We start from the raw sequence: 20509 nt of genomic DNA, 5'->3' as shown, positions 1-20509 counted from the left end.
TGACTCTTTCCTTTTCCGCTTAGGAGCGTTCCAGCTCGATGTCCAGGCCCAGCGAACGGATTTCCTTGACCAGCACGTTGAACGATTCGGGCATGCCGGCTTCGATGGAGTGTTCGCCCTTGACGATGGATTCGTACACCTTGGTACGGCCCACCACGTCATCGGACTTCACAGTCAGCATTTCCTGCAGCACGTAGGCGGCGCCGTAAGCTTCCAGCGCCCACACTTCCATTTCACCGAAACGCTGACCGCCGAACTGGGCTTTACCGCCCAGAGGCTGTTGCGTGACCAGCGAGTAAGGGCCGGTGGAGCGGGCATGCATCTTGTCGTCGACCAGGTGATGCAGCTTCAGGTAGTGCATGTAGCCGATCGTCGTCGGACGTTCGAAGCGTTCACCGCTGCGGCCGTCGAACAGGTACGCCTGGGTCAGGCTTTCGGTCAGACCCTTGCGCGCTGCGATTTCCGGCGGGTAGGCCAGAGCCAGCATGTCCTGGATTTCCTTTTCGGAAGCGCCGTCGAACACGGGCGTTGCATACGGCACGCCGGTCTTCAGGTTCTCCGCCATGGACATGATTTCCGTGTCGTTCAGCTGCGACAGGTCTTCCTGGCGGCCGCGCGAGTTGTAAACCTGTTCCAGGAATTCACGCATTTCGGTGGCCTTGGCTTCTGCCTGCAGCATGTCGCCAATGCGTTGACCGATACCCTTGCCGGCCCAGCCCAGATGGACTTCGAGCACCTGACCGATGTTCATCCGCGAAGGCACGCCCAGCGGGTTCAACACGATGTCGGCGGTGGTGCCGTCGGCCATGAAAGGCATGTCTTCGACGGGCGTGATCTTCGAGACCACACCCTTGTTGCCGTGACGGCCGGCCATCTTGTCACCAGGCTGCAGGCGACGCTTGACGGCCAGGTAGACCTTGACCATCTTCAGCACGCCCGCGGGCAGCTCGTCGCCTTGCGTGAGCTTCTTGCGCTTTTCTTCGAAAGCCAGGTCGAAGCTGTGGCGCGTCTGCTCCAGCGAGTTCTTGATCGACTCGAGCTGTGCCGCAACGTCGTCTTCCGCGGGGCGGATGTCGAACCAGTGGAACTTCTCGACGCCGTCCAGATAGGCCTTGTCGAGCTTGGCGCCCTTGGCCAGCTTTTGCGGTCCACCGTTGGCGACGCGGCCGATCAGCAGCTTCTCGATACGGTCGAACGCGTCGGCTTCAACAATGCGCAGCTGGTCGTTCAGGTCCAGGCGGAAGCGCTTGAGTTCATCGTCGATGATCTGCTGGGCGCGCTTGTCGCGCTGGATGCCTTCACGCGTGAAGACCTGAACGTCGATCACGGTGCCGGAGCTGCCTTGATCCACGCGCAGCGAGGTGTCCTTCACGTCCGAAGCCTTCTCGCCGAAAATCGCGCGCAGCAGCTTCTCTTCAGGCGTCAGCGTGGTCTCACCCTTGGGGGTGACCTTGCCCACCAGCGTGTCGCCAGGCTGGACTTCGGCACCCACGTAGATGATGCCCGACTCGTCGAGGCGGTTCAGCTGCTGTTCCGACAGGTTCGGAATGTCGCGTGTGATTTCTTCGGCACCGAGCTTGGTGTCGCGCGCCATCACGACGAGTTCTTCGATATGGATCGAGGTGTAGCGGTCTTCGGCCACCACGCGCTCGCTGATCAGGATCGAATCCTCGAAGTTGTAGCCGTTCCAGGGCATGAACGCGATCAGCATGTTCTGACCGATGGCGATTTCGCCCAGGTCGGTGGACGCGCCGTCGGCAATCACATCACCCTTGGCCAGCAGGTCGCCGCGCTTGACGACGGGACGCTGATGGATGTTGGTGTTCTGGTTGGAACGCTGGTACTTGATCAGGTTGTAGATGTCCACACCGACTTCACCGGCCACGGCTTCGACGTCGTTCACGCGGATCACGATGCGGGTGGCATCGACGTAATCCACGATACCGCCGCGGGTGGCCGTCACGACCGTGCCCGAGTCGACCGCGGCAACGCGTTCGATACCGGTGCCGACCATGGGCTTTTCAGGACGCAGCACAGGCACGGCCTGGCGCGACATGTTGGCGCCCATCAATGCGCGGTTCGCGTCATCGTGTTCGAGGAAGGGAATCAGCGAGGCAGCAACCGAAACGATCTGCGCGGGCGACACGTCCATGTACTGGACGCGGTCGGCGGAGATCAGCGTCGATTCACCCTTTTCGCGCGCCGAGATCAGCTCGCCCGTGAGGCGGCCTTCGGCGTCGAGTTCGGCGTTGGCCTGGGCGATGATGTACTTGCCTTCTTCGATTGCCGAGAGGTAATCGATTTCGGCAGTGACCTTGCCTTCGCTCACGCGACGGTAAGGCGTTTCGATGAAGCCGTACTCGTTCAGGCGCGCATACAGGGCCAGCGAGTTGATCAGGCCGATGTTTGGACCTTCAGGCGTCTCAATTGGGCAGACGCGACCGTAGTGGGTCACGTGCACGTCACGCACTTCGAAGCCTGCACGCTCGCGCGTCAGACCACCCGGGCCAAGGGCCGAAACACGGCGCTTGTGGGTGATTTCGGCCAGAGGGTTGGTCTGGTCCATGAACTGCGACAGCTGCGAGGCACCGAAGAATTCCTTCAACGCCGCCGAGATCGGCTTGCTGTTGATCAGGTCGTGCGGCATCAGCGGCTCTTGCTCGGCCTGACCCAGACGTTCCTTCACGGCCTTCTCGATACGTGCCAGACCCGTGCGGTACTGGTTTTCGGCGAGTTCGCCCACGCAACGCACGCGGCGGTTGCCCAGGTGATCGATGTCATCGACTTCGCCGTTGCCGTTGCGCAGGTCGACGAGGATCTTGACCACGGCCAGGATGTCTTCGTTGGACAGCACCATCGGGCCGGTCGCGCCATCGCGGCCGACCTTGGCGTTGAACTTCATGCGGCCGACGCGCGACAGATCGTACGTATCGGGGTTGTAGAACAGGCGCTGGAACAGGGCCTGGACTGCATCTTCGGTTGGCGGCTCGCCGGGACGCATCATGCGATAGATCGCGACACGGGCGGCGAATTCGTCGGCCGTCTCATCGATGCGCAGCGTCTGCGAGATGTAGGCGCCCTGGTCGAGTTCGTTGGTGTAGATGCACTGCAGGTCTTGAACGCCGGCGCTGCGCAGCTTCTTGAGCAGCGCTTCGGTCAGCTCTTCATTGGCCTTGGCAATGATTTCACCGGTATCGGGGTCGACGATGTGGCGGGCTGCCACGCGGCCGATCAGGAAGTCCTCAGGCACGCTGATGAACTTGGTGCCCGATTGCTCGAGTTCGCGCGTGTGGCGCGCGGTGACGCGCTTGTCCTTGGCGACGATGACCTTGCCCGACTTGTCGGTGATGTCGAAACGTGCGACTTCGCCACGCAGGCGCTCGGACACGAATTCCATCTGCGCGCCACTGTCCATCAGACGGAAATTGTCGTTGACGAAGAAGTTGGCGAGGATGGACTCAGGCGTCAGGCCGATGGCCTTGAGCAGGATCGTGACCGGCATCTTGCGGCGACGGTCGACGCGGAAGTACAGCATGTCCTTGGGGTCGAACTCGAAGTCCAGCCAGGAACCGCGGTAAGGGATGATGCGTGCCGAGAACAGCAGCTTGCCCGAGCTATGCGTCTTGCCCTTGTCGTGTTCGAAGAACACGCCAGGCGAACGATGCAGCTGCGAAACGATCACACGTTCCGTGCCGTTGATGATGAAGGAACCCTTTTCGGTCATCAGGGGCACTTCGCCCATGTAGACCTCTTGTTCCTTCACTTCCTTGACCACCTTGGATTGGCTGGTCGAGGATTCGCGATCGTAAATGATGAGCTGAACCTTGGCACGCACGGCCGAGGCGAAGGTCAGACCGCGGGTCTGGCATTCGCGCACGTCAAATGCGGGCTTGGCAAGGTTGTACTCGACAAACTTCATCTCCACAAAACCGTTGTGCGAGACGATGGGGAACGCAGCGTTGAAAGCTGCTTGCAGACCTTCGTGGGTACGTTTTTTGGGGGCTGAATCTGCTTGCAAAAACGCGGTATAGGCGTCCTTTTGCATCTGGAGCAGATACGGCACTTCGAGCACGCTATCGCGGCTGCCGAAACTTTTGCGAATCCGCTTGCGTTCGGTGTAAGAATAGGCCATGAGATCTCCGGGCAAAGACATGAGTCCTGGGTCTTCGACGACTGCCCCACATGGAAAGCTCCCTGCGGGCTTGGCGGTTGGCCACTACCAACCATGGCTGACGACGGTGCCTTGCACACCGCCCGAACCAAGGCGTCTTCTGCTGTCGGGTTGTCAGAAGACACTAAAAAGCGCTCGCTTTCGCGACCGCTTTCTGGTGCGTTCTGGAAACAAGTTCCATAAGCGCCAAAGGCTGGAGCGCCTTGCGGGCACTCCAGCCTAGGGAATGACGTCAATTACTTGACTTCAGCCTTTGCACCGGCTTCCACCAGCTTCTTCAGAGCGGCTTCGGCGTCAGCCTTGGCGATCGCTTCCTTCACGTTCTTGGGAGCGCCGTCGACCAGGTCCTTGGCTTCCTTCAGACCCAGGCCGGTGATTTCGCGCACAGCCTTGATCACGGACACCTTGTTGGCGCCAGCTTCGAGCAGAACGACGTTGAATTCGGTCTTCTCTTCAGCAGCAGCAGCAGCACCGCCACCAGCAGCAGCGGGGGCAGCCATAGCGGCAGCGCTCACGCCAAACTTCTCTTCAATGGCCTTCACCAGGTCATTGAGTTCCAGAACCGTCATGCTGTCCAGCGCGGTCAAGAATGCGTCTTTATCGAATGCCATTTTGATTTCCTAACAATTTTGTTGGTTGACTACCGGGCGCTCAGGCCGCAGCAGTTTCTTCGGCTGCCACTTCGGCAACGCCTTCGCTCCGCTTTGCCGCCAGCGCGCCCAGCACAACGGCCGTACGCGACATGGGGGACATAAGCAAGCCGCACACTTGTGCCAGCAAAACTTCCTTGGAAGGAATGTTTGCCAGTTGCTTCACGCCTTCGACATCCAGGGCCTTGCCACCGAAAGCGCCTGCGCGAATGACCAACTTGGTGTTGGTTTTCGCGAAGTCGGCCACCACCTTAGCGGCGGCCACTGCGTCTTCAGAGAAGCCATAGATGAGCGGACCAGTCATCTGGTCAGCCACCACGTCAAACGCGCTACCGGCGACAGCACGGCGGGCCAGGGTGTTCTTCAACACGCTCAGGCTCACACCCTTGCTGCGAGCATCAGCACGCAGTTTGGTCATGTCGGCGACCGTGATGCCACGGTATTCCGCGATCACAAGCGTTTGAGCTTTAGCGGCGAGGCTGGTCACTTCGGAAATGACCGCTTCTTTCTCACTGCGATTAAGACTCAAGGTCTACTCCTTAAAATGCATACGTCGGAAAATCCTTCGTACGCGCTCTTGTTGCAGCGACCAACTGTTGAGGAAATACTTCCATCTGCAGCGGGATCGCCATCTGCGTTGGCCCATTCGGGTTTAAGCACAGCCGTGCACCAACGGTCTTGGATGGCCTGCGGTTCGCGTCGAGACGCAAGACCACAGCCCACCACATCAGACCGGTCCGAGAACCGGTCTGAAGATTTTTTGCAATTACGCTGCGATGGTCTGGGTGTCGACGCGAACGCCCACGCCCATCGTCGAGGAAACTGCCACCTTGCGCAGGTACAGGCCCTTGCTCGTAGCGGGCTTGGACTTGTTCAGGGCGTCGATCAGAGCAGCCAGGTTGCCCTGCAGCTTTTCGTTGTCGAACGAGCGACGGCCGATGGTGCTGTGCACGATACCAGCCTTGTCGACACGGTACTGGACTTGACCAGCCTTGGCGTTCTTCACGGCCGTGGCGACGTCGGGAGTCACAGTGCCAACCTTGGGGTTAGGCATCAGGCCGCGGGGGCCCAGGATCTGACCCAGCGTACCCACGACGCGCATTGCGTCGGGAGCAGCGATCACCACGTCGAAAGGCATGTCGCCGGCCTTGACCATGGCGGCCAGGTCGTCCATACCAACGATGTCGGCGCCGGCAGCCTTGGCTTCTTCAGCCTTGGCACCTTGTGCGAACACCGCAACGCGGGTGGTCTTGCCGGTACCGTGAGGCAGCACGACAGCGCCGCGCACCACTTGGTCCGACTTCTTTGCGTCCACGCCCAGTTGCACGGCCACGTCGATGGATTCATCGAACTTGGCAGTTGCAGCTTCTTTCACCAGCACGACGGCTTCAGCGAATGCGTACAGCTTGTTCGCGTCAACTTTGCCTTCGAAGGCTTTTTGCTTCTTGGTCAACTTGGCCATTTTACAAACCCTCCACCAGAACGCCCATCGAACGGGCGGAACCAGCCAGCGTACGGACGGCAGCGTCCACGTCGGCGGCGTTCATGTCTTTGAGCTTGGTGTTAGCAATCTCAACCAGCTGATCACGGGTGATCTTGCCGACCTTGACCTTGTTGGGGTTCGCGGAACCCTTGTCCAACTTGATCGCCTTCTTGATCAGGACCGTCGCAGGCGGGGTCTTGATGATGAAGGTGAAGCTCTTGTCAGCAAAAGCCGTGATGACCACGGGCAAAGGCAGACCTGGCTCGACACCTTGGGTCTGGGCGTTGAACGCCTTGCAGAACTCCATGATGTTGAGGCCACGTTGGCCCAGTGCGGGACCGATTGGTGGGGATGGGTTGGCCTTACCAGCTGGGACTTGCAGCTTGATGAAGCCGACGATTTTTTTCGCCATGATTGCTCCTTGCGGGTTTTAACGCTGCAGGCTCTCGCTTGCAGCTCCCCGGGGTTTAACGACTCTTGAAAAAATTCCGCACCGAGCCGAGAGGCGCGAAAACACAAAAACATGAGGCCTGGGCCTCATGCGGATCTCAGGTTTTTTCGACCTGGGAAAATTCGAGTTCGACCGGAGTCGAGCGACCGAAAATCATCACCGACACGCGCAGGCGATTCTTCTCGTAATTGACTTCTTCGACCGAGCCGTTGAAGTCGGTGAACGGACCGTCCTTGACGCGCACCAGTTCGCCAGCCATGAATTCGACCTTGTGGCGCGGCTTGTCCGTGCCTTCCTGCATCTGGCTCACGATCTTCTGCACTTCCTCTTCCGAGATGGGTGCAGGGCGGTTCTTTGCACCGCCGACGAAACCGGTCACCTTGTTGGTGTGCTTGACCAGATGCCAGGTGTCGTCTTCCATGATCATTTCGACGAACACATAGCCAGGGAACAAGCGACGCTCGGTCGTCTTGCGCTGGCCGTTCTTGATTTCGACGACTTCTTCGGTGGGCACCAGGATGCGACCGAACTTGTTTTCCATACCGGCACGCATGATGCGTTCGGTGATGTTGCGCTCGACCGCTTTTTCCATGCCCGAATACGCATGAACGATGTACCAACGCAGGTCAGGATTGGCTGCGGGAGCAGAACCCGTGGTTTCTGCTACGCCCATTTCGACAGCATCTGTCATTACTTCCTCCAGCCCAAAATCAGATCGTACAAAACCCACTCCAGTGTCTTGTCGGTCAGCCACAGGAACAGGGCCATGACCACCACGAACACAAAGACGTAGGCCGTCATCTGCATCGTTTCCTTGCGGGTGGGCCAGACAACCTTCTTGACTTCGCGCCAGGCGTCGCGGGCAAAGCCCACGAACTGCTTGCCTGGCTCGGACACCAGGAATACACCAGCAGCCGCCACCAGACCGACGATCAGCACGCCCCATTGCGCCAGCGGGCCTTGCTTGGAGAGCAGGTAGAAACCGGCAATCGCAGCAACGACCAAAGCCGCTACTGCGGCAAGCTTCGCCTTATCGGCAGCGGAACTAACTGTTTCAACCTGACTTGTGGCCATATATGATTTCTCTCGCGCTCATCGCGCCACGCCGAAGACGCTGAAGCCCGCCAGATTCTGGCGGGCTTTTTTATTTCACCACCGAGGTGGCAGGGGCAGTAGGAATCGAACCTACAACCTTCGGTTTTGGAGACCGACGCTCTGCCAATTGAGCTATACCCCTAGAACCTATCTATTATGCCAGCACCTTGGCAACCACACCGGCGCCAACGGTACGACCACCTTCGCGGATGGCGAAGCGCAGGCCTTCTTCCATGGCGATGGGGGCAATCAGCTTGACCGTGATCGACACGTTGTCGCCAGGCATGACCATTTCCTTGCCTTCAGGCAACTCGATCGCACCGGTCACGTCCGTGGTACGGAAGTAGAACTGGGGACGGTAGTTGTTGAAGAAAGGCGTGTGGCGGCCGCCTTCGTCCTTGCTCAACACGTACACTTCAGCGGTGAAGTGGGTGTGGGGCTTGATCGAACCGGGCTTGCACAGCACTTGGCCGCGCTCGACGTCTTCACGCTTGGTGCCGCGCAGCAGCAGGCCAACGTTGTCGCCGGCTTGACCTTGGTCCAGCAGCTTGCGGAACATTTCCACGCCGGTGCAGGTGGTCTTTTGCGTGTCGCGGATACCGACGACTTCGATTTCTTCGCCGACCTTGATGATGCCGCGCTCGATACGGCCCGTCACCACGGTACCACGACCGGAGATCGAGAACACGTCTTCCACGGGCATCAGGAAAGCGCCGTCCACTGCGCGCTCTGGCTCAGGGATGTACGTGTCCAGAGCGTCGGCCAGCTTTTCGATGGCTTGTTCGCCCAGAGGACCCTTGTCGCCTTCCAGAGCCAGCTTGGCCGAACCACGGATGATCGGGGTGTCGTCGCCAGGGAAGTTGTACTTGTCCAGCAGCTCGCGGACTTCCATTTCCACCAGTTCCAGCAGCTCTTCGTCATCAACCATGTCGCACTTGTTCAGGAACACGATGATGTAAGGAACGCCAACCTGACGGGCCAGCAGGATGTGCTCGCGGGTCTGGGGCATTGGGCCGTCAGCTGCCGAGCAAACCAGGATAGCGCCGTCCATTTGAGCAGCGCCGGTGATCATGTTCTTCACATAGTCGGCGTGGCCTGGGCAGTCAACGTGCGCGTAGTGGCGACCTGCGGTTTCGTATTCGACGTGCGAGGTATTGATGGTGATACCACGGGCCTTTTCTTCAGGCGCCTTGTCGATTTCGTCGTACTTCTTGGCTTCGCCACCAAACTTGGCCGACAGGACGGTAGCGATAGCAGCCGTCAGTGTCGTCTTGCCATGGTCAACGTGACCAATGGTGCCCACGTTGACGTGGGGCTTGGTGCGCTCGAATTTTCCTTTTGCCATTTTTCCGACTCCGAAAAAAATCTTTAACTAAACAACAGGACTCGGCGCAACCATCTAGCGGAAGCACCAGAAAGCTGGTGCCCATGGCGGGAATCGGACCCGCGACCTCTCCCTTACCAAGGGAGTGCTCTGCCACTGAGCCACATGGGCATTCAAATCGTCTTGCGACGATTCAAAAAAAAACGCTACACACAAATTGGAGCGGGAGACGGGAATCGAACCCGCGTCATTAGCTTGGAAGGCTAGGGTTCTACCATTGAACTACTCCCGCACTTTTCTGTGCGTCGATGCTGGCATAAGCATCTTCAAACTCTTCAACCAAAAACTGGTGGAGGGGACTGGATTCGAACCAGTGTAGGCGTAAGCCAACAGATTTACAGTCTGCCCCCTTTAGCCACTCGGGCACCCCTCCGAAGAATTCGATTGTAGCAGCATTTTTGAGATCAAAAACAAATCTGCTATTTTTTTCGCTTTGTTTTGTACTTTCGTACAAGACTGGTGCGGCTGGCGGGGATCGAACCCACGACCCTTGGCTTCGGAGGCCAATACTCTATCCACTGAGCTACAGCCGCCCCGGACCGAAGTCCAAAGCAAGCGGCATTGTCGCACGACTTTGCGTGAAATTCCCAGAAGCCGGCCAGGATCCCTAGCGATCCATATATCCGCACGGCACGCGTGCATCTCCAGGCAAGGGGCAAGGCACGGACAGCGCCTCCTCGAAGGCCGCGCGTACCGCCGCCTGCGGCAGGCCCGCACCCACGAGGTAGACCTGTATGGCCGCAAAGCCGTCTTTCTCCAGATCGAAGCCTTCGACCCCCATGAGCCACGAATGCATCAGACCATCGAGCAGCGAGCGCAGGCCCGTGGCCAGCAGTTGCGGCGGGTAATTCAGCGTCAGGCCTTCCTGCTCGGCCACGGCCGCGAAGTCGAGTGCGAGCTGGCGCGTGAAGTCATTCAGTGAAGAGGTATGCCGGATCTGCAATGCTGCGAGCTCGCCGACGAATTCGACGCGGTGCCTCATGATGGTGAACACGCGGCGGATGCGGTCGTCGGTCACCAGTCCGTTGAGCAACAGATACATCACGCGGCACATGCGCGGCAAGGGCGCGGCCCCCGCGAACTGCCCCACGCCGCCATACATCACCTGATCCAGCGGCATGGTCACGCGGTCGATCATCGCGTTGAACAGGTCGAGCTTGTCCTTGAAGTGCCAATAGACCGCGCCACGCGTCGCGCCCGCCTGCTTGGCAATGGCCGCCAGCGACGACTGGGAAACGCCTTGCGCCAGGAAAACCTGCTCTGCGGCATCGAGCAAGGCATTGCGCGTCGCTACCGCATCTTCTTTGGTTCTACGGGCCATGACATTTCTCCAATTATCTGTAACGCGCGTCGTGTACACAGTAGTGCGCGGGAAGCGCGCTGAGGTCACAATGTCCTCAGTTCAGGCAGGGGTCTTATTATACATTCATGGATGTATGTACAATCGCCAAGCTCTTTTCAGGGGCATTGCGCGACTGCGCTCGTCATATTGACACGCACGCCTTGCATGCTCCGACGCTGATTCATTCCTAGGAAAAACCATGCACAGCACGCGCCACGCGCCCGACGCCCAACCACCCCGTCGCTTATATCGCCACGCATCCCTGGCATTGGCCATTTCGGCCGCGCTCACGCTGGCCGCATGTGGCGACAAGGCTGCCGAAGGCAAGCCACCCGCCGCTGCCGGCCAGGCGCCCCAGGTGCAGGTCGGTGTCGTGGTCGCTACCCCTGGCGATGTAGGCCTGGTCACTGAACTGCCTGGCCGCGTCGAAGCTTCGCGCGTCGCCCAGGTGCGCGCCCGCAGCGCCGGCATCCTGCTGGAGCGCCTGTACCGCGAAGGCAGCGACGTCAAGGCCGGCCAGGCGCTGTACCGCATCGACGCCGCATCTTATGAAGCCGCGGCACAAAGCGCGCGCGCGGCCCTCGCACGCTCGGAAGCCAATCTGGCCCAGGCCCAGGCCCAGCTCGAACGCTACAAGCCCCTGGTCGCCGCCAATGCGATCAGCAAGCAGGACTTCGTCAACGCCGAAGCCGCATACAAGCAGGCATTGGCCGATGTCGCCGCCGGCAAGGCCAACGTGCGCACGGCCGAGATCAGTCTCGGCTATGCCAAGGTCACGGCGCCGATCTCGGGCCGCATCGGCCAGTCGCTGGTCACCGAAGGCGCGCTGGTCGGCCAGGGCGAGGCCACTCCGCTGGCCGTGATCCAGCAGATCGATCCCGTCTACGTCAATTTCACCCAGTCGTCGAGCGAAGCGTTCAAGCTGCGCAAGGCCATGGCCGAAGGCAAGCTGAAGAAGGCTTCCGGCAACGACGCTGCGAGCGTCAAGATCGTGCTGGAAGACGGCAGCGTCTACGAGCGTCCGGGCAAGCTGCTGTTCACCGACCTGTCGGTCGACAGCGCGACCGGCCAGGTCACGCTGCGCGCCGAAGTCCCCAACCCCAAGGGCATGCTGCTGCCAGGCCTCTATGTACGCGTGCAGGTCGAACAGGCCCAGGCTGTCAACGCCATCACCCTGCCCCAGCAGGCCGTGACGCGCAGTGAAAACGGCGACACCGTGTCCGTGGTCGGCGACGACGGCAAGATCTCCAAGCGCAACATCAAGGTCAGCGCCGCGCAGAACCAGCAGTGGATCGTGCTCGATGGCCTCAAGGCCGGCGAGAAGGTCATGGTCGACGGCTTCCAGAAGCTGCAGATGCTGCCGCCGGGCACGCCCGTGACGCCGGTGCCATGGACCGCGCCCGGCTCCGCACCGGCCGCCGCCCCTGCAGCGGCTCCTGCGGGCGCAGCTCCAGCGGCCCAGGCCGCACCGGCTGCCGCAGCCCCGGCTGCCGCAGCGGCTGACAAGTAAAGGCATCCGTCATGGCCAAGTTTTTTATTGAGCGCCCCATCTTTGCCTGGGTGATCGCGCTGTTCATCATCGTGATGGGCTCAGTCTCACTCACGCAGTTGCCGATTGCGCAATACCCGCCCGTGGCCCCTCCGGCCATCGTCATCAGCACCGCCTATCCCGGTGCTTCCGCCCAGACCCTGGAAGACAGCGTGCTGTCCGTCATCGAGCGCGAGATGAACGGCTCGCCCGGACTGCTCTATATGGAGTCGGTCGCCCAGGCCAACGGCACGGGTTCGATCACCGTGAGCTTCGCGCAGGGAACCAACCCCGAGCTGGCCCAGGTCGACGTGCAAAACCGCCTGTCGCGCGCCACGCCGCGCCTGCCCGCAGCCGTGACACAGCAGGGTGTGAAGGTCGACAAGTCGGCCGCCAACTTCCTGCTGTTCGCGATGCTGGCATCGAAGAATCCGGAATGGGATACGACGGCGCTGGGCGATTACGCGACCCGCAACCTGGTGCCCGAACTCCAGCGTGTCACCGGCATCGGCCAGGTGCAGCTGTTCGGCTCCGAGCAGGCGATGCGCATCTGGATAGACCCAGCCAAGCTGCAGGGCTTCAACCTGTCGTCGGCTGAAGTGACGGCCGCGATCCAGTCGCAGAACGCCCAGGTCGCGTCCGGCGCAATCGGCGAGCTGCCCAACATCACCGGCCAGTCGATCTCGGCCACGGTCACCGTGCGCGGCCAGCTGTCCACGCCCGAGCAGTTCGGCAACATCGTGCTGCGCGCCCAGACCGACGGCTCGACCGTGCGCCTGAAAGATGTGGCGCGCATTGAAATCGGCCAGCAAAGCCTGTCGACTTCGGCGCGCCTGAACGGCCAGCCCGCCGTCGGTATCGGTGTCCAGCTCTCGCCTTCGGGCAATGCGCTGGCCGCCGCCAAGGACGTGCGCGCCAAGCTCGAGGAGCTGCAGAAGTTCTTCCCTGAAGGCGTCGAATGGTCGATTCCCTACGACAGCTCGAACTTCGTGAGCATCTCGATCAAGCAGGTCGCGAAGACGCTGGTCGAAGCCGTGGCACTGGTGTTCCTGGTGATGTTCCTGTTCCTGCAGAACTGGCGCTACACCATCATCCCGACCATCGTCGTGCCCATCGCACTGCTGGGCACCTTTGCCACGCTGCTGGCCCTGGGCTTCTCGATCAACGTGCTGACCATGTTCGGCATGGTGCTGGTGATCGGCATCGTGGTGGATGATGCGATCGTGGTGGTCGAGAACGTCGAGCGCATCATGGAAGAGGAAAAGCTGCCGCCGCGCGCCGCAACGCGCAAGGCGATGGGCCAGATCTCGGGCGCCATCATCGGCGTGACCGTGGTGCTGATCTCGGTGTTCGTGCCGCTGGCGTTCTTCGCCGGCTCCACGGGCAACATCTATCGCCAGTTCGCCACCGTGATGGTGGCCTCGATCGCCTTCTCGGCGTTCATGGCGCTGTCGCTGACGCCCGCGCTGTGCGCCACGCTGCTCAAGCCCGTGGACCACGACGCCAAGAAGAACAAGTTCTTCAGCTGGTTCAACCGCCGCTTCAGCCAGACCGCCAAGGGCTATGAAAGCGTGGTCGCGCGCATGCTCAAGAAGGCCGCCCGCTATCTTGTCATCTACGTCGCCATTCTGGGCGCCGCAGCGCTGGTCTTCAAGAACCTGCCCACCTCCTTCCTGCCCGGTGAAGACCAGGGCACGGTCATCGCCAACGTCCAGCTGCCGCCAGGCGCGACGCTGCAACGTACCCAGGCAGTGATGGAGGAAGTGGAAAAGTTTGCGCTCAAGCAGCCCGAAGTCTCGAGCATGGTCAGCGTGCTGGGCTTCAGCTTCTCGGGCCAGGGCCAGAATGCCGGCCTGGCGTTCATCACGCTCAAGGACTGGGGCGAACGCCACGGCGCGGAGCATTCGGCCGACGCGATTGCGGGCCGCATCATGGGAGCGATGTCGGGCGTGCGCGATGCCTTCGTGTTCGCGCTGAGCCCGCCGCCCATTCCCGAACTCGGCAACTCGTCGGGCTTCACGCTGCGCCTGCAGGACCGCGGCAGCAACGGCCATGCCGCGCTGGTCAATGCGCGCAACCAGTTGCTGGGCATGGCCTCGCAAAGCAAGGTGCTGACACAGGTGCGCCCCGAAGGCCTGGAAGACGCACCGCAGCTGCAGATCGACATCGACCGCGACAAGGCCAGCGCGCTGGGTGTGGCGTTCAGCGCGATCAACTCGACGCTGTCCACCTCGCTGGGCTCGAGCTACGTCAACGACTTCCCGAACAAGGGTCGTCTGCAGCGCGTGATCGTGCAGGCCGATGCGCCTGCGCGGATGCAGGGCGAAGACCTGATGCAGCTCACGGCGCCCAACGCCCAGGGCCAGCCCGTGCCGTTCTCGGCCTTTGCCAGCACGCGCTGGGTCGTCGGTGCGCAGCAGACGCTGCGCTACAACGGCTACCCCGCGATGAAGCTCACCGGCATGCCCGCACCGGGCTACAGCACGGGTGACGCGATGGCGGAAATCGAGCGCATGGTCGCGCAGCTGCCCGACGGCTTCGGCTACGAGTGGACCGGCCAGTCGTACGAAGAAAAGCTGGCCGGCTCGCAGTCGCTGATCCTGTACAGCTTCGCCATCCTGGCCGTGTTCCTGTGCCTGGCCGCGCTGTACGAGAGCTGGACGATTCCGCTGGCCGTGATTCTGGTCGTGCCGCTGGGCGTGCTCGGGGTGGTGCTGGGCACGCTGCTGCGTGGCTACTCCAACGACGTGTACTTCCAGGTCGGCCTGATCACCATCATCGGTCTGACGGCCAAGAACGCGATTCTGATCATCGAGTTCGCCAAGGACCTGCAGGCCCAGGGCAAGAGCGTGGTCCAGGCCGCGATCGAAGCCGCCCACCTGCGTTTCCGCCCGATCATCATGACCTCGCTGGCCTTCGGCCTGGGCGTGGTGCCGCTGGTCCTGGCCTCGGGCGCAAGCTCGGCCAGCCAGCGCGCGATCGGCACCGGCGTGCTCGGCGGCATCATCACCGGCACCGTGCTGGCGGTGTTCTTCGTGCCCGTCTTCTTTGTGATCGTCCGCTCGCTCTTCAAGGGCAAGAAGCATGCCGAGGACATCAATCCTCCCGAAGCTTCTGCCCACAACCCGGAGGCCCTGCGCCATGATTAACCGCTGCACTCCCGTAGCGCTCGCAGCGGCCTTGCTGATGGCCGGCTGCTCGTTCATTCCCACCTACGAGCGCCCTGCGGCGCCCGTGCCCGCAAGCTACAGCAGCGCCCCGCAAGGGGCAGGCGCGAGCGCCCAGGCGGCTGCCGCCCTGCCCTGGCAGGACTACTTCACCGATGCCCGCCTGCAGCAGCTGATCGGCCTGGCGCTGACCAACAACCGCGACCTGCAGGTCGCGGTGCTGAACATCGAGCAGGCCCGGGCCCAGTACAGGATCACGCGCGCCGACCAGTTCCCGACCATTCAGGGCGGCATGACGGCGTCGCGCGCACCCGATACGGTCAACGGCGGCTATGCCAACGCCTACAGCGTGGGCCTGCAGACCACGGCCTGGGAGCTCGACTTCTTCGGTCGTGTGGGCAGCCTCAAGCAGCAGGCCCTGGCACAGTACCTCGCGACCGAGGAAGGCATGCGCGCCACGCAGGTGAGCCTGGTGGCATCGGTCGCCAGCGCCTGGTACACGCTGCTGGCCGACGAGGAGCTGCTGGCCATTTCGCGCCGCACGCTCGAGACCCGCGAAGCCTCGGTCGGCCTGACCAAGCTGCGCTTCGACGCCGGCGCGACATCCGAGCTTGACTATCGCCAGGCGGTGTCGCTGACCGAAGCCGCGCGCGCCACGCTCGCGCAGCAGCAGCGCCAACGCGCGCTCGACGCCAATGCACTGACGCTGTTGCTGGGCCAGTCGCTGCCGCCCGAAATCAACGCCGGCATCACCAACACCCGGCTGGACCAGGCGCCGGCACTGGCTCCGCTGCCCGCGGGCCTGCCGTCCGATCTGCTGATACAGCGCCCCGACATCCGTCAGGCGGAGCAGCAGCTGATTGCAGCCAACGCCAACATCGGCGCGGCGCGCGCGAATTTCTTCCCGCGCATCGCGCTCACGGCCCAGGTCGGCACGGCCAGCAATGAACTCTCGGGGCTGTTCAAGAGCGGCGCCTGGGGCTTCTCGCTCGCACCGTCGGCACTGCTGCCTATCTTCGACGCTGGCCGCAACAGCGCCAACCTCGACGCCGCCCAGGTCGGTCGCCAGATCGCGGTCGCCCAGTACGAGAAAGCCATCCAGACCGCATTCCGCGAAGTCTCGGACGCACTCGACAGCCAGACCGCGCTGCAGGAGCAGGAACGCGCCCAGCGCGCCCAGCTCGAGGCAGAAACCGTGCGCCTGAAGCTGTCCGACCTGCGCTATACCAACGGCGTGTCGAGCTACCTCGATCTGCTCGATGCCCAGCGCACGCTGTTCACGCTCGAGCAATCGGTGGTGCAGGTGCGCCTGGCCCAGCTGCAGAACCAGCTGCTGCTGTACAAGGCGCTGGGCGGGGGCGTGAATTCGCCCACACCGCTGGCCAGCAACGCGCCGGCCCCCGCAGCCCAGCGCTGAGATCCGCGCCCGCGCGGCTGCACAGCAAAGGCCATGACCTCCGGGGCATGGCCTTTTTTCTTGCGCCAGATCATGTCCCGTGCAGCTTGTTTGCCGTAGTGCACACGCACGGGGAAACGCGCAGCCACCGGACGACAGGCGCCCCATATAATTCCCTGCTGGTCTATACCCCTAAAAATATTGAGGACGTCATGAGTGCCACCCCCCACGAAGAAGCCCATGCAGGCCCGATCAAGAACCCCAAGCAGTTGCTGATCGCCGTCTTTCTCTCTTTTGTGATTCCGGTCCTGGTGATCATCGGCCTGGTGATGTTCGTCAACTCCGGCAGCAAGCCCGGCCCGGGCGTAGGCAATCCCGAGATGGCCAAGGCCCAGCGCCTGCAAAAAGTGGGGCAGATCGAAATCCGTGACGCCAACCGTCCGCTGCGCGGCGGCGAAGCGGTCTACAACGGCCAATGCGCGGCCTGCCATGCGGCTGGCGTCGCCGGTGCGCCCAAGTTCGGCGATGCCGCTGCCTGGGGTCCGCGCCTGGCGCAGGGCTTCGAGGCACTGGTCACCTCGGCGCTTAAGGGCAAGGGCGCGATGGCGCCCCAGGGCGGCGGCGACTTCAACGACACCGAAATCGCGCGCGGCGTGGTCTTCATGGCCAATGCGGCCGGCGGCAAGTTCGATGAGCCCCAGGCGCCTGCGGCGGCCGAAGGCGAAGCGGCGAAGTAATACCGCGGCACGCTGCGGGCAAAGAGGCCTGCGGGCCGGCGTTTCAGGTCTGCTGCGCGGGGCTGGGCACAAAGCCAAAACGCGCGGGCAGGCTGCTGGCCAGGACCTCCTCCTGCGGCCAGCGCTGCTGCTCCAGCCCATCGGCCACCAGTCCCACATCCTGGCTGTGCACCAGTCCCAGGCCCAGCTCTGTCACCAGATAGACCCGGCCCTGCTCGTCGACCAGACACGCTTGGGGCGTGGCCAGCGCCCCGGTCTGGGCCTGTACCTCGCCGCCGGGCTGCAAGCGCCAGACAAACGGCGCGGCCTCGAGTTCCACATAGACGCGCTGCGGCCCGTTCTGGAAGAACCAGCGCCCGAGATCATCGCTCGCATAGTTGCGTGCAATGAAGGCCAGCAGCTTCTCATGCTCCAGAAGTGAGCCTTTGCTCTGCGGGAATGCGCCCAGCGCCTGCACTGCGTCGTCACGCAGGAACCACTGGCCGCGCGCATCCAGTCCCAGCCAGCCGAAGCAGTCGGGCACATTGGGCCATTTGGCCATGGCCTGTTTCACGATATCGTCCATCACGGTCTCCTTTGGTTCGCGGCCTGCTCCTACCTACCCTTACCAGGGTACATGCGGCACAATCGTCTGCACCGGCAGCCTTGGCTGCCATCTCGCCCGTCACCGGGTGCCAGCACAAGCCTACTATGAAACGCCTTCTCGCCATTCTGTTCACGGCCCTGGCCCTCACGGGCTGCGGCTACAACGATTTCCAGCGCCTGGACGAACAGTCCAAAGCCGCCTGGAGCGAAGTGCTCAATCAGTACCAGCGCCGCGCCGATCTGGTGCCCAACATCGTCGCCACCGTCAAGGGCGAAGCCAATTTCGAGCAGGAAACGTTGACCAAGGTGATCGAAGCGCGCGCCAAGGCCACATCCATACAGGCCACGCCCGAACTGATCAACGACCCCGCGGCCTTCGCCAAGTTCCAGCAGGCCCAGGGCGAGCTGTCGGGCGCGTTGTCGCGGCTGATGGTGGTCTCCGAACGCTACCCGCAGCTGCAGGCCAACCAGGGTTTCCGCGATCTGCGCGTGACGCTCGAAGGCACGGAAAACCGCATCACCGTCGCGCGCAACCAGTACATCCAGACCGTGCAGGCCTACAACGTGCTCGCGCGCAGCTTCCCGACCAACCTCACGGCCAAGGTCTTCAGCTACGCGCCCAAGCCCAACTTCACGGTGCAAAACGAGGCCCAGATCTCCGCACCGCCCAGCGTGGACTTCTCCAAGCCCGCCCCGGCCCCCGCACGCTGATTCGGGCACCCCATGCCATTCACGCTGGCCTGGCGCTGGCTGCTGACCCTGCTGCTGATTGCCTGCGTGCCGCTGCAAGCCGGTGCACAGGCGCTGCAGCCCGTTCCCGCCCTCACCGCGCGCATCATCGATCAGACCGGCACGCTCGCTGCGGCCGATCGCACGGCGCTCGAAGCCCAGCTCGCGGCGATTGAAAGCCAGCATGGCTCACAGGTCGTGGTGCTGATGGTTGCCACTACGGCGCCGGAAGACATTGCAGCCTATGCCTACCGCGTCGCCAGCGACTGGAAGATCGGCCGGCGCGAGGTCGGCGACGGCCTGCTGGTCGTGGTCGCCAAGAACGACAGGCGCATGCGCATCGAAGTCGCACGCAAGCTTGAAGGCGCAATTCCCGATATCGCGGCCGCACGCATTCTGGACGAGACCATGCAGCCGCGCTTTCGCGCCGATGACTACGCGGGCGGGCTCAGTGCCGGGATCACGCAGATAGGCAAATTGATCGCGGGCGAGCAGCTGCTGCCGCCCGGCAAGAAATCTTCTCAGGCCAAGGGCGACCTGGACCTCGAATCGCTGGCGATCTTCCTGTTCATCGCGGTGTCGGTGCTGCGGCCGATGGCGCGCGCCATCTTCGGCAACCGCCTGGGCGCCGTGCTGATGGGTGCAGGCACGGGTGCGGTCGCCTTCTGGCTCACCACCAGCCTGCTGCTCGCCGGCGGCGCTGGCGTCATTGCATTGCTGATCACGCTGCTGTCCAACGGCAAGGGAATGCATATTGGCGGTGGCGGGTTCGGCGGTGGCGGCGGATTCGGCGGCGGGGGCGGATTCGGTGGCGGCGGCTTCAGCTCCGGTGGCGGCGGCAGTTTTGGTGGCGGCGGCGCCTCGGGGAGGTGGTGAACATGCGCAATTGGATGCAACGCCTCGCGCGCCTGCTGCGCCACCGCTGGGCCGAAGGCCGGATGCAGGCCGCTGTGCCCGATGAACTGCTGGACCGCCTGGGCCGGCGCGTTGCCGCGAGCGAGCAGCGCCACACAGGCGAGATCCGCATCTGCGTCGAGGCCGGCCTGCCGCTGTCCTATGTGTGGCGCGACGCTTCGGCGCGCGAACGCGCGGTCGCGCTGTTCGGCAAGCTGCGGGTCTGGGACACCGAGCACAACAACGGCGTGCTGATCTATCTGCTGCTTGCCGACCATGCGATCGAGATCATTGCCGACCGCGGCCTGACGCGCGTCATTCCCGCCGACACCTGGGAAAAGCTGGCGCAGGAAATGGGCACGGCATTCCATGACGGTCACTATGAAGACGGGCTGACCCAGGCATTGGGCTATGTCACGGCGCTGCTGCACACGCATTTCAAAGTGGATGCGGGCGCTGCGCCCCTCAATGGTGACGAACTGCCCGATGCGCCGGTGCGCCTGCGTACAGGCCATGGCTTCAGGCCCTGAAACGCCGCCAGGTGAAACATGGCTCGCAGGCTTGGTCACAGGTGTCACTACATGTGATAGCGTTGCTGCATTCCCTTTTCAATACCGGAGCTATCCATGAAGACATTGGCAGTCATTGCAGCCACCCTCCTCGGCCTGACCGGCTGTGCCAGCCTGGGCAACAGCAGCACCGAAACTCCCGTGGTCTATGACTATGTGCTGAGCTGCAAGCTCAAGGAAGACGATCCTCGCAAGTGCGAAGCCCAGGTCAAGGCCCTGTGCCCTGCGCCCGAAAAGGCCCAGCTGCACAAGCGCCGCGTCGTCGACCCCAAGGACAATGCCGTGGTCTATGTCTATCAGGCCAAGTGCGACTGATCGGGCCAACGCT

The 20509-nt window shown here is 62.5% G+C and carries 18 protein-coding genes and 5 tRNA genes; 8 read left to right on the top strand and 15 right to left on the bottom strand.

The annotated features are described in order from the left end of the window. Nucleotides 1-19: 19 nt before the first annotated feature. The 14 genes from rpoB to ACSVDO_RS01480 form a co-directional block, all read right to left on the bottom strand. Nucleotides 20-4132, bottom strand: a complete 4113-nt coding sequence (gene rpoB, locus ACSVDO_RS01545; RefSeq protein ID WP_489594675.1) for a DNA-directed RNA polymerase subunit beta — start codon at nucleotides 4130-4132, stop codon at nucleotides 20-22. 275 nt (nucleotides 4133-4407) lie between these two features. After that, nucleotides 4408-4782 (bottom strand): 50S ribosomal protein L7/L12, encoded by a 375-nt coding sequence (gene rplL / locus ACSVDO_RS01540; protein WP_489594674.1) that lies wholly within the window; start codon nucleotides 4780-4782, stop codon nucleotides 4408-4410. A gap of 40 nt (nucleotides 4783-4822) precedes the next feature. Then, nucleotides 4823-5350, bottom strand: coding sequence for a 50S ribosomal protein L10 (rplJ, locus tag ACSVDO_RS01535; protein WP_159915164.1), 528 nt, complete (start codon nucleotides 5348-5350; stop codon nucleotides 4823-4825). 237 nt (nucleotides 5351-5587) lie between these two features. After that, nucleotides 5588-6283, bottom strand: coding sequence for a 50S ribosomal protein L1 (gene rplA / locus ACSVDO_RS01530; RefSeq protein WP_489594673.1), 696 nt, complete (start codon nucleotides 6281-6283; stop codon nucleotides 5588-5590). Between the two features lies 1 nt (nucleotide 6284). After that, nucleotides 6285-6716 carry a 50S ribosomal protein L11 gene (gene rplK / locus ACSVDO_RS01525; protein WP_159915168.1) on the bottom strand — a complete coding sequence of 144 codons (432 nt, stop codon included), beginning with the start codon at nucleotides 6714-6716 and terminating at the stop codon, nucleotides 6285-6287. Nucleotides 6717-6852: 136 nt separating this feature from the next. Beyond that, entirely contained in the window at nucleotides 6853-7446 is a 594-nt protein-coding gene (nusG, locus tag ACSVDO_RS01520) for a transcription termination/antitermination protein NusG (RefSeq protein ID WP_489594672.1), read from the bottom strand. Continuing rightward, a complete protein-coding gene (gene secE / locus ACSVDO_RS01515) occupies nucleotides 7446-7829 on the bottom strand; it encodes a preprotein translocase subunit SecE (protein WP_489594671.1) in 384 nt (127 codons plus the stop codon). Before secE ends, nusG begins: the two co-directional genes overlap by 1 nt. A gap of 87 nt (nucleotides 7830-7916) precedes the next feature. Then, nucleotides 7917-7992, bottom strand: a tRNA-Trp gene (locus tag ACSVDO_RS01510). A gap of 12 nt (nucleotides 7993-8004) precedes the next feature. After that, nucleotides 8005-9195: an elongation factor Tu gene (tuf, locus tag ACSVDO_RS01505; protein WP_489594656.1), complete on the bottom strand. Its 1191-nt coding sequence runs from the start codon at nucleotides 9193-9195 to the stop codon at nucleotides 8005-8007. A 75-nt stretch (nucleotides 9196-9270) separates the two neighbouring features. Beyond that, nucleotides 9271-9345: transfer RNA gene (locus ACSVDO_RS01500), tRNA-Thr, on the bottom strand. Nucleotides 9346-9392: 47 nt separating this feature from the next. Further along, nucleotides 9393-9466: transfer RNA gene (locus tag ACSVDO_RS01495), tRNA-Gly, on the bottom strand. A gap of 55 nt (nucleotides 9467-9521) precedes the next feature. Further along, a tRNA-Tyr gene (locus ACSVDO_RS01490) sits at nucleotides 9522-9607 on the bottom strand. A gap of 84 nt (nucleotides 9608-9691) precedes the next feature. Next, nucleotides 9692-9767, bottom strand: a tRNA-Arg gene (locus ACSVDO_RS01485). Nucleotides 9768-9841: 74 nt separating this feature from the next. Further along, nucleotides 9842-10555 carry a TetR family transcriptional regulator gene (locus ACSVDO_RS01480; protein WP_489594670.1) on the bottom strand — a complete coding sequence of 238 codons (714 nt, stop codon included), beginning with the start codon at nucleotides 10553-10555 and terminating at the stop codon, nucleotides 9842-9844. 220 nt (nucleotides 10556-10775) lie between these two features. Between ACSVDO_RS01480 and ACSVDO_RS01475 the strand changes: the two genes are divergently transcribed. From ACSVDO_RS01475 to ACSVDO_RS01460, 4 genes are all read left to right on the top strand, one after another. Continuing rightward, complete coding sequence (locus tag ACSVDO_RS01475) at nucleotides 10776-12086, top strand: efflux RND transporter periplasmic adaptor subunit (protein ID WP_489594669.1); 1311 nt, start codon at nucleotides 10776-10778, stop codon at nucleotides 12084-12086. An 11-nt stretch (nucleotides 12087-12097) separates the two neighbouring features. Then, nucleotides 12098-15253, top strand: coding sequence for an efflux RND transporter permease subunit (locus ACSVDO_RS01470; protein WP_489594668.1), 3156 nt, complete (start codon nucleotides 12098-12100; stop codon nucleotides 15251-15253). After that, entirely contained in the window at nucleotides 15246-16688 is a 1443-nt protein-coding gene (locus ACSVDO_RS01465) for an efflux transporter outer membrane subunit (protein WP_332539524.1), read from the top strand. The genes ACSVDO_RS01470 and ACSVDO_RS01465 overlap by 8 nt, the downstream gene beginning before the upstream one ends. Before the next feature lie 191 nt (nucleotides 16689-16879). After that, the gene (locus tag ACSVDO_RS01460; RefSeq protein ID WP_332539525.1) at nucleotides 16880-17404 is read left to right on the top strand and encodes a c-type cytochrome; all 525 of its coding nucleotides are present in this window, start codon (nucleotides 16880-16882) and stop codon (nucleotides 17402-17404) included. Between the two features lie 43 nt (nucleotides 17405-17447). On the opposite strand, the gene ACSVDO_RS01455 is transcribed toward ACSVDO_RS01460, so the two are convergent. Then, the gene (locus ACSVDO_RS01455; protein ID WP_332539526.1) at nucleotides 17448-17969 is read right to left on the bottom strand and encodes a DUF2946 family protein; all 522 of its coding nucleotides are present in this window, start codon (nucleotides 17967-17969) and stop codon (nucleotides 17448-17450) included. 125 nt (nucleotides 17970-18094) lie between these two features. Between ACSVDO_RS01455 and ACSVDO_RS01450 the strand changes: the two genes are divergently transcribed. The 4 genes from ACSVDO_RS01450 (at nucleotide 18095) to ACSVDO_RS01435 (ending at nucleotide 20496) form a co-directional block, all read left to right on the top strand. Then, a complete protein-coding gene (locus tag ACSVDO_RS01450; protein WP_332539528.1) occupies nucleotides 18095-18700 on the top strand; it encodes a LemA family protein in 606 nt (201 codons plus the stop codon). 12 nt (nucleotides 18701-18712) lie between these two features. Then, nucleotides 18713-19594, top strand: coding sequence for a TPM domain-containing protein (locus ACSVDO_RS01445; RefSeq protein ID WP_489594667.1), 882 nt, complete (start codon nucleotides 18713-18715; stop codon nucleotides 19592-19594). 2 nt (nucleotides 19595-19596) lie between these two features. After that, complete coding sequence (locus ACSVDO_RS01440) at nucleotides 19597-20142, top strand: TPM domain-containing protein (RefSeq protein ID WP_489594666.1); 546 nt, start codon at nucleotides 19597-19599, stop codon at nucleotides 20140-20142. A 96-nt stretch (nucleotides 20143-20238) separates the two neighbouring features. Next, a complete protein-coding gene (locus ACSVDO_RS01435; RefSeq protein WP_332539531.1) occupies nucleotides 20239-20496 on the top strand; it encodes a putative periplasmic lipoprotein in 258 nt (85 codons plus the stop codon). Nucleotides 20497-20509: the final 13 nt, after the last annotated feature.

The sequence above is a fragment of the Comamonas sp. DB36 genome (assembly GCF_057914905.1).
The sequence above is the reverse complement of the archived record's forward strand: the minus strand, read 5'-3'. Positions and strand labels throughout refer to the sequence as shown.

Excerpts from the sequence above, each read along its gene's own strand:
- ACSVDO_RS01455 (WP_332539526.1), bottom strand. The coding sequence starts at position 17,969 with ATGGACGATATCGTGAAACAGGCCATGGCCAAATGGCCCAATGTGCCC.
- ACSVDO_RS01465 (WP_332539524.1), top strand. The coding sequence starts at position 15,246 with ATGATTAACCGCTGCACTCCCGTAGCGCTCGCAGCGGCCTTGCTGATG.
- rplL (WP_489594674.1), bottom strand. The coding sequence starts at position 4,782 with ATGGCATTCGATAAAGACGCATTCTTGACCGCGCTGGACAGCATGACG.
- secE (WP_489594671.1), bottom strand. The coding sequence starts at position 7,829 with ATGGCCACAAGTCAGGTTGAAACAGTTAGTTCCGCTGCCGATAAGGCG.
- ACSVDO_RS01440 (WP_489594666.1), top strand. The coding sequence starts at position 19,597 with ATGCGCAATTGGATGCAACGCCTCGCGCGCCTGCTGCGCCACCGCTGG.
- rplA (WP_489594673.1), bottom strand. The coding sequence starts at position 6,283 with ATGGCCAAGTTGACCAAGAAGCAAAAAGCCTTCGAAGGCAAAGTTGAC.
- ACSVDO_RS01475 (WP_489594669.1), top strand. The coding sequence starts at position 10,776 with ATGCACAGCACGCGCCACGCGCCCGACGCCCAACCACCCCGTCGCTTA.
- nusG (WP_489594672.1), bottom strand. The coding sequence starts at position 7,446 with ATGACAGATGCTGTCGAAATGGGCGTAGCAGAAACCACGGGTTCTGCT.
- rpoB (WP_489594675.1), bottom strand. The coding sequence starts at position 4,132 with ATGGCCTATTCTTACACCGAACGCAAGCGGATTCGCAAAAGTTTCGGC.
- tuf (WP_489594656.1), bottom strand. The coding sequence starts at position 9,195 with ATGGCAAAAGGAAAATTCGAGCGCACCAAGCCCCACGTCAACGTGGGC.
- ACSVDO_RS01460 (WP_332539525.1), top strand. The coding sequence starts at position 16,880 with ATGAGTGCCACCCCCCACGAAGAAGCCCATGCAGGCCCGATCAAGAAC.
- rplK (WP_159915168.1), bottom strand. The coding sequence starts at position 6,716 with ATGGCGAAAAAAATCGTCGGCTTCATCAAGCTGCAAGTCCCAGCTGGT.
- ACSVDO_RS01470 (WP_489594668.1), top strand. The coding sequence starts at position 12,098 with ATGGCCAAGTTTTTTATTGAGCGCCCCATCTTTGCCTGGGTGATCGCG.
- ACSVDO_RS01480 (WP_489594670.1), bottom strand. The coding sequence starts at position 10,555 with ATGGCCCGTAGAACCAAAGAAGATGCGGTAGCGACGCGCAATGCCTTG.
- ACSVDO_RS01450 (WP_332539528.1), top strand. The coding sequence starts at position 18,095 with ATGAAACGCCTTCTCGCCATTCTGTTCACGGCCCTGGCCCTCACGGGC.
- ACSVDO_RS01435 (WP_332539531.1), top strand. The coding sequence starts at position 20,239 with ATGAAGACATTGGCAGTCATTGCAGCCACCCTCCTCGGCCTGACCGGC.
- ACSVDO_RS01445 (WP_489594667.1), top strand. The coding sequence starts at position 18,713 with ATGCCATTCACGCTGGCCTGGCGCTGGCTGCTGACCCTGCTGCTGATT.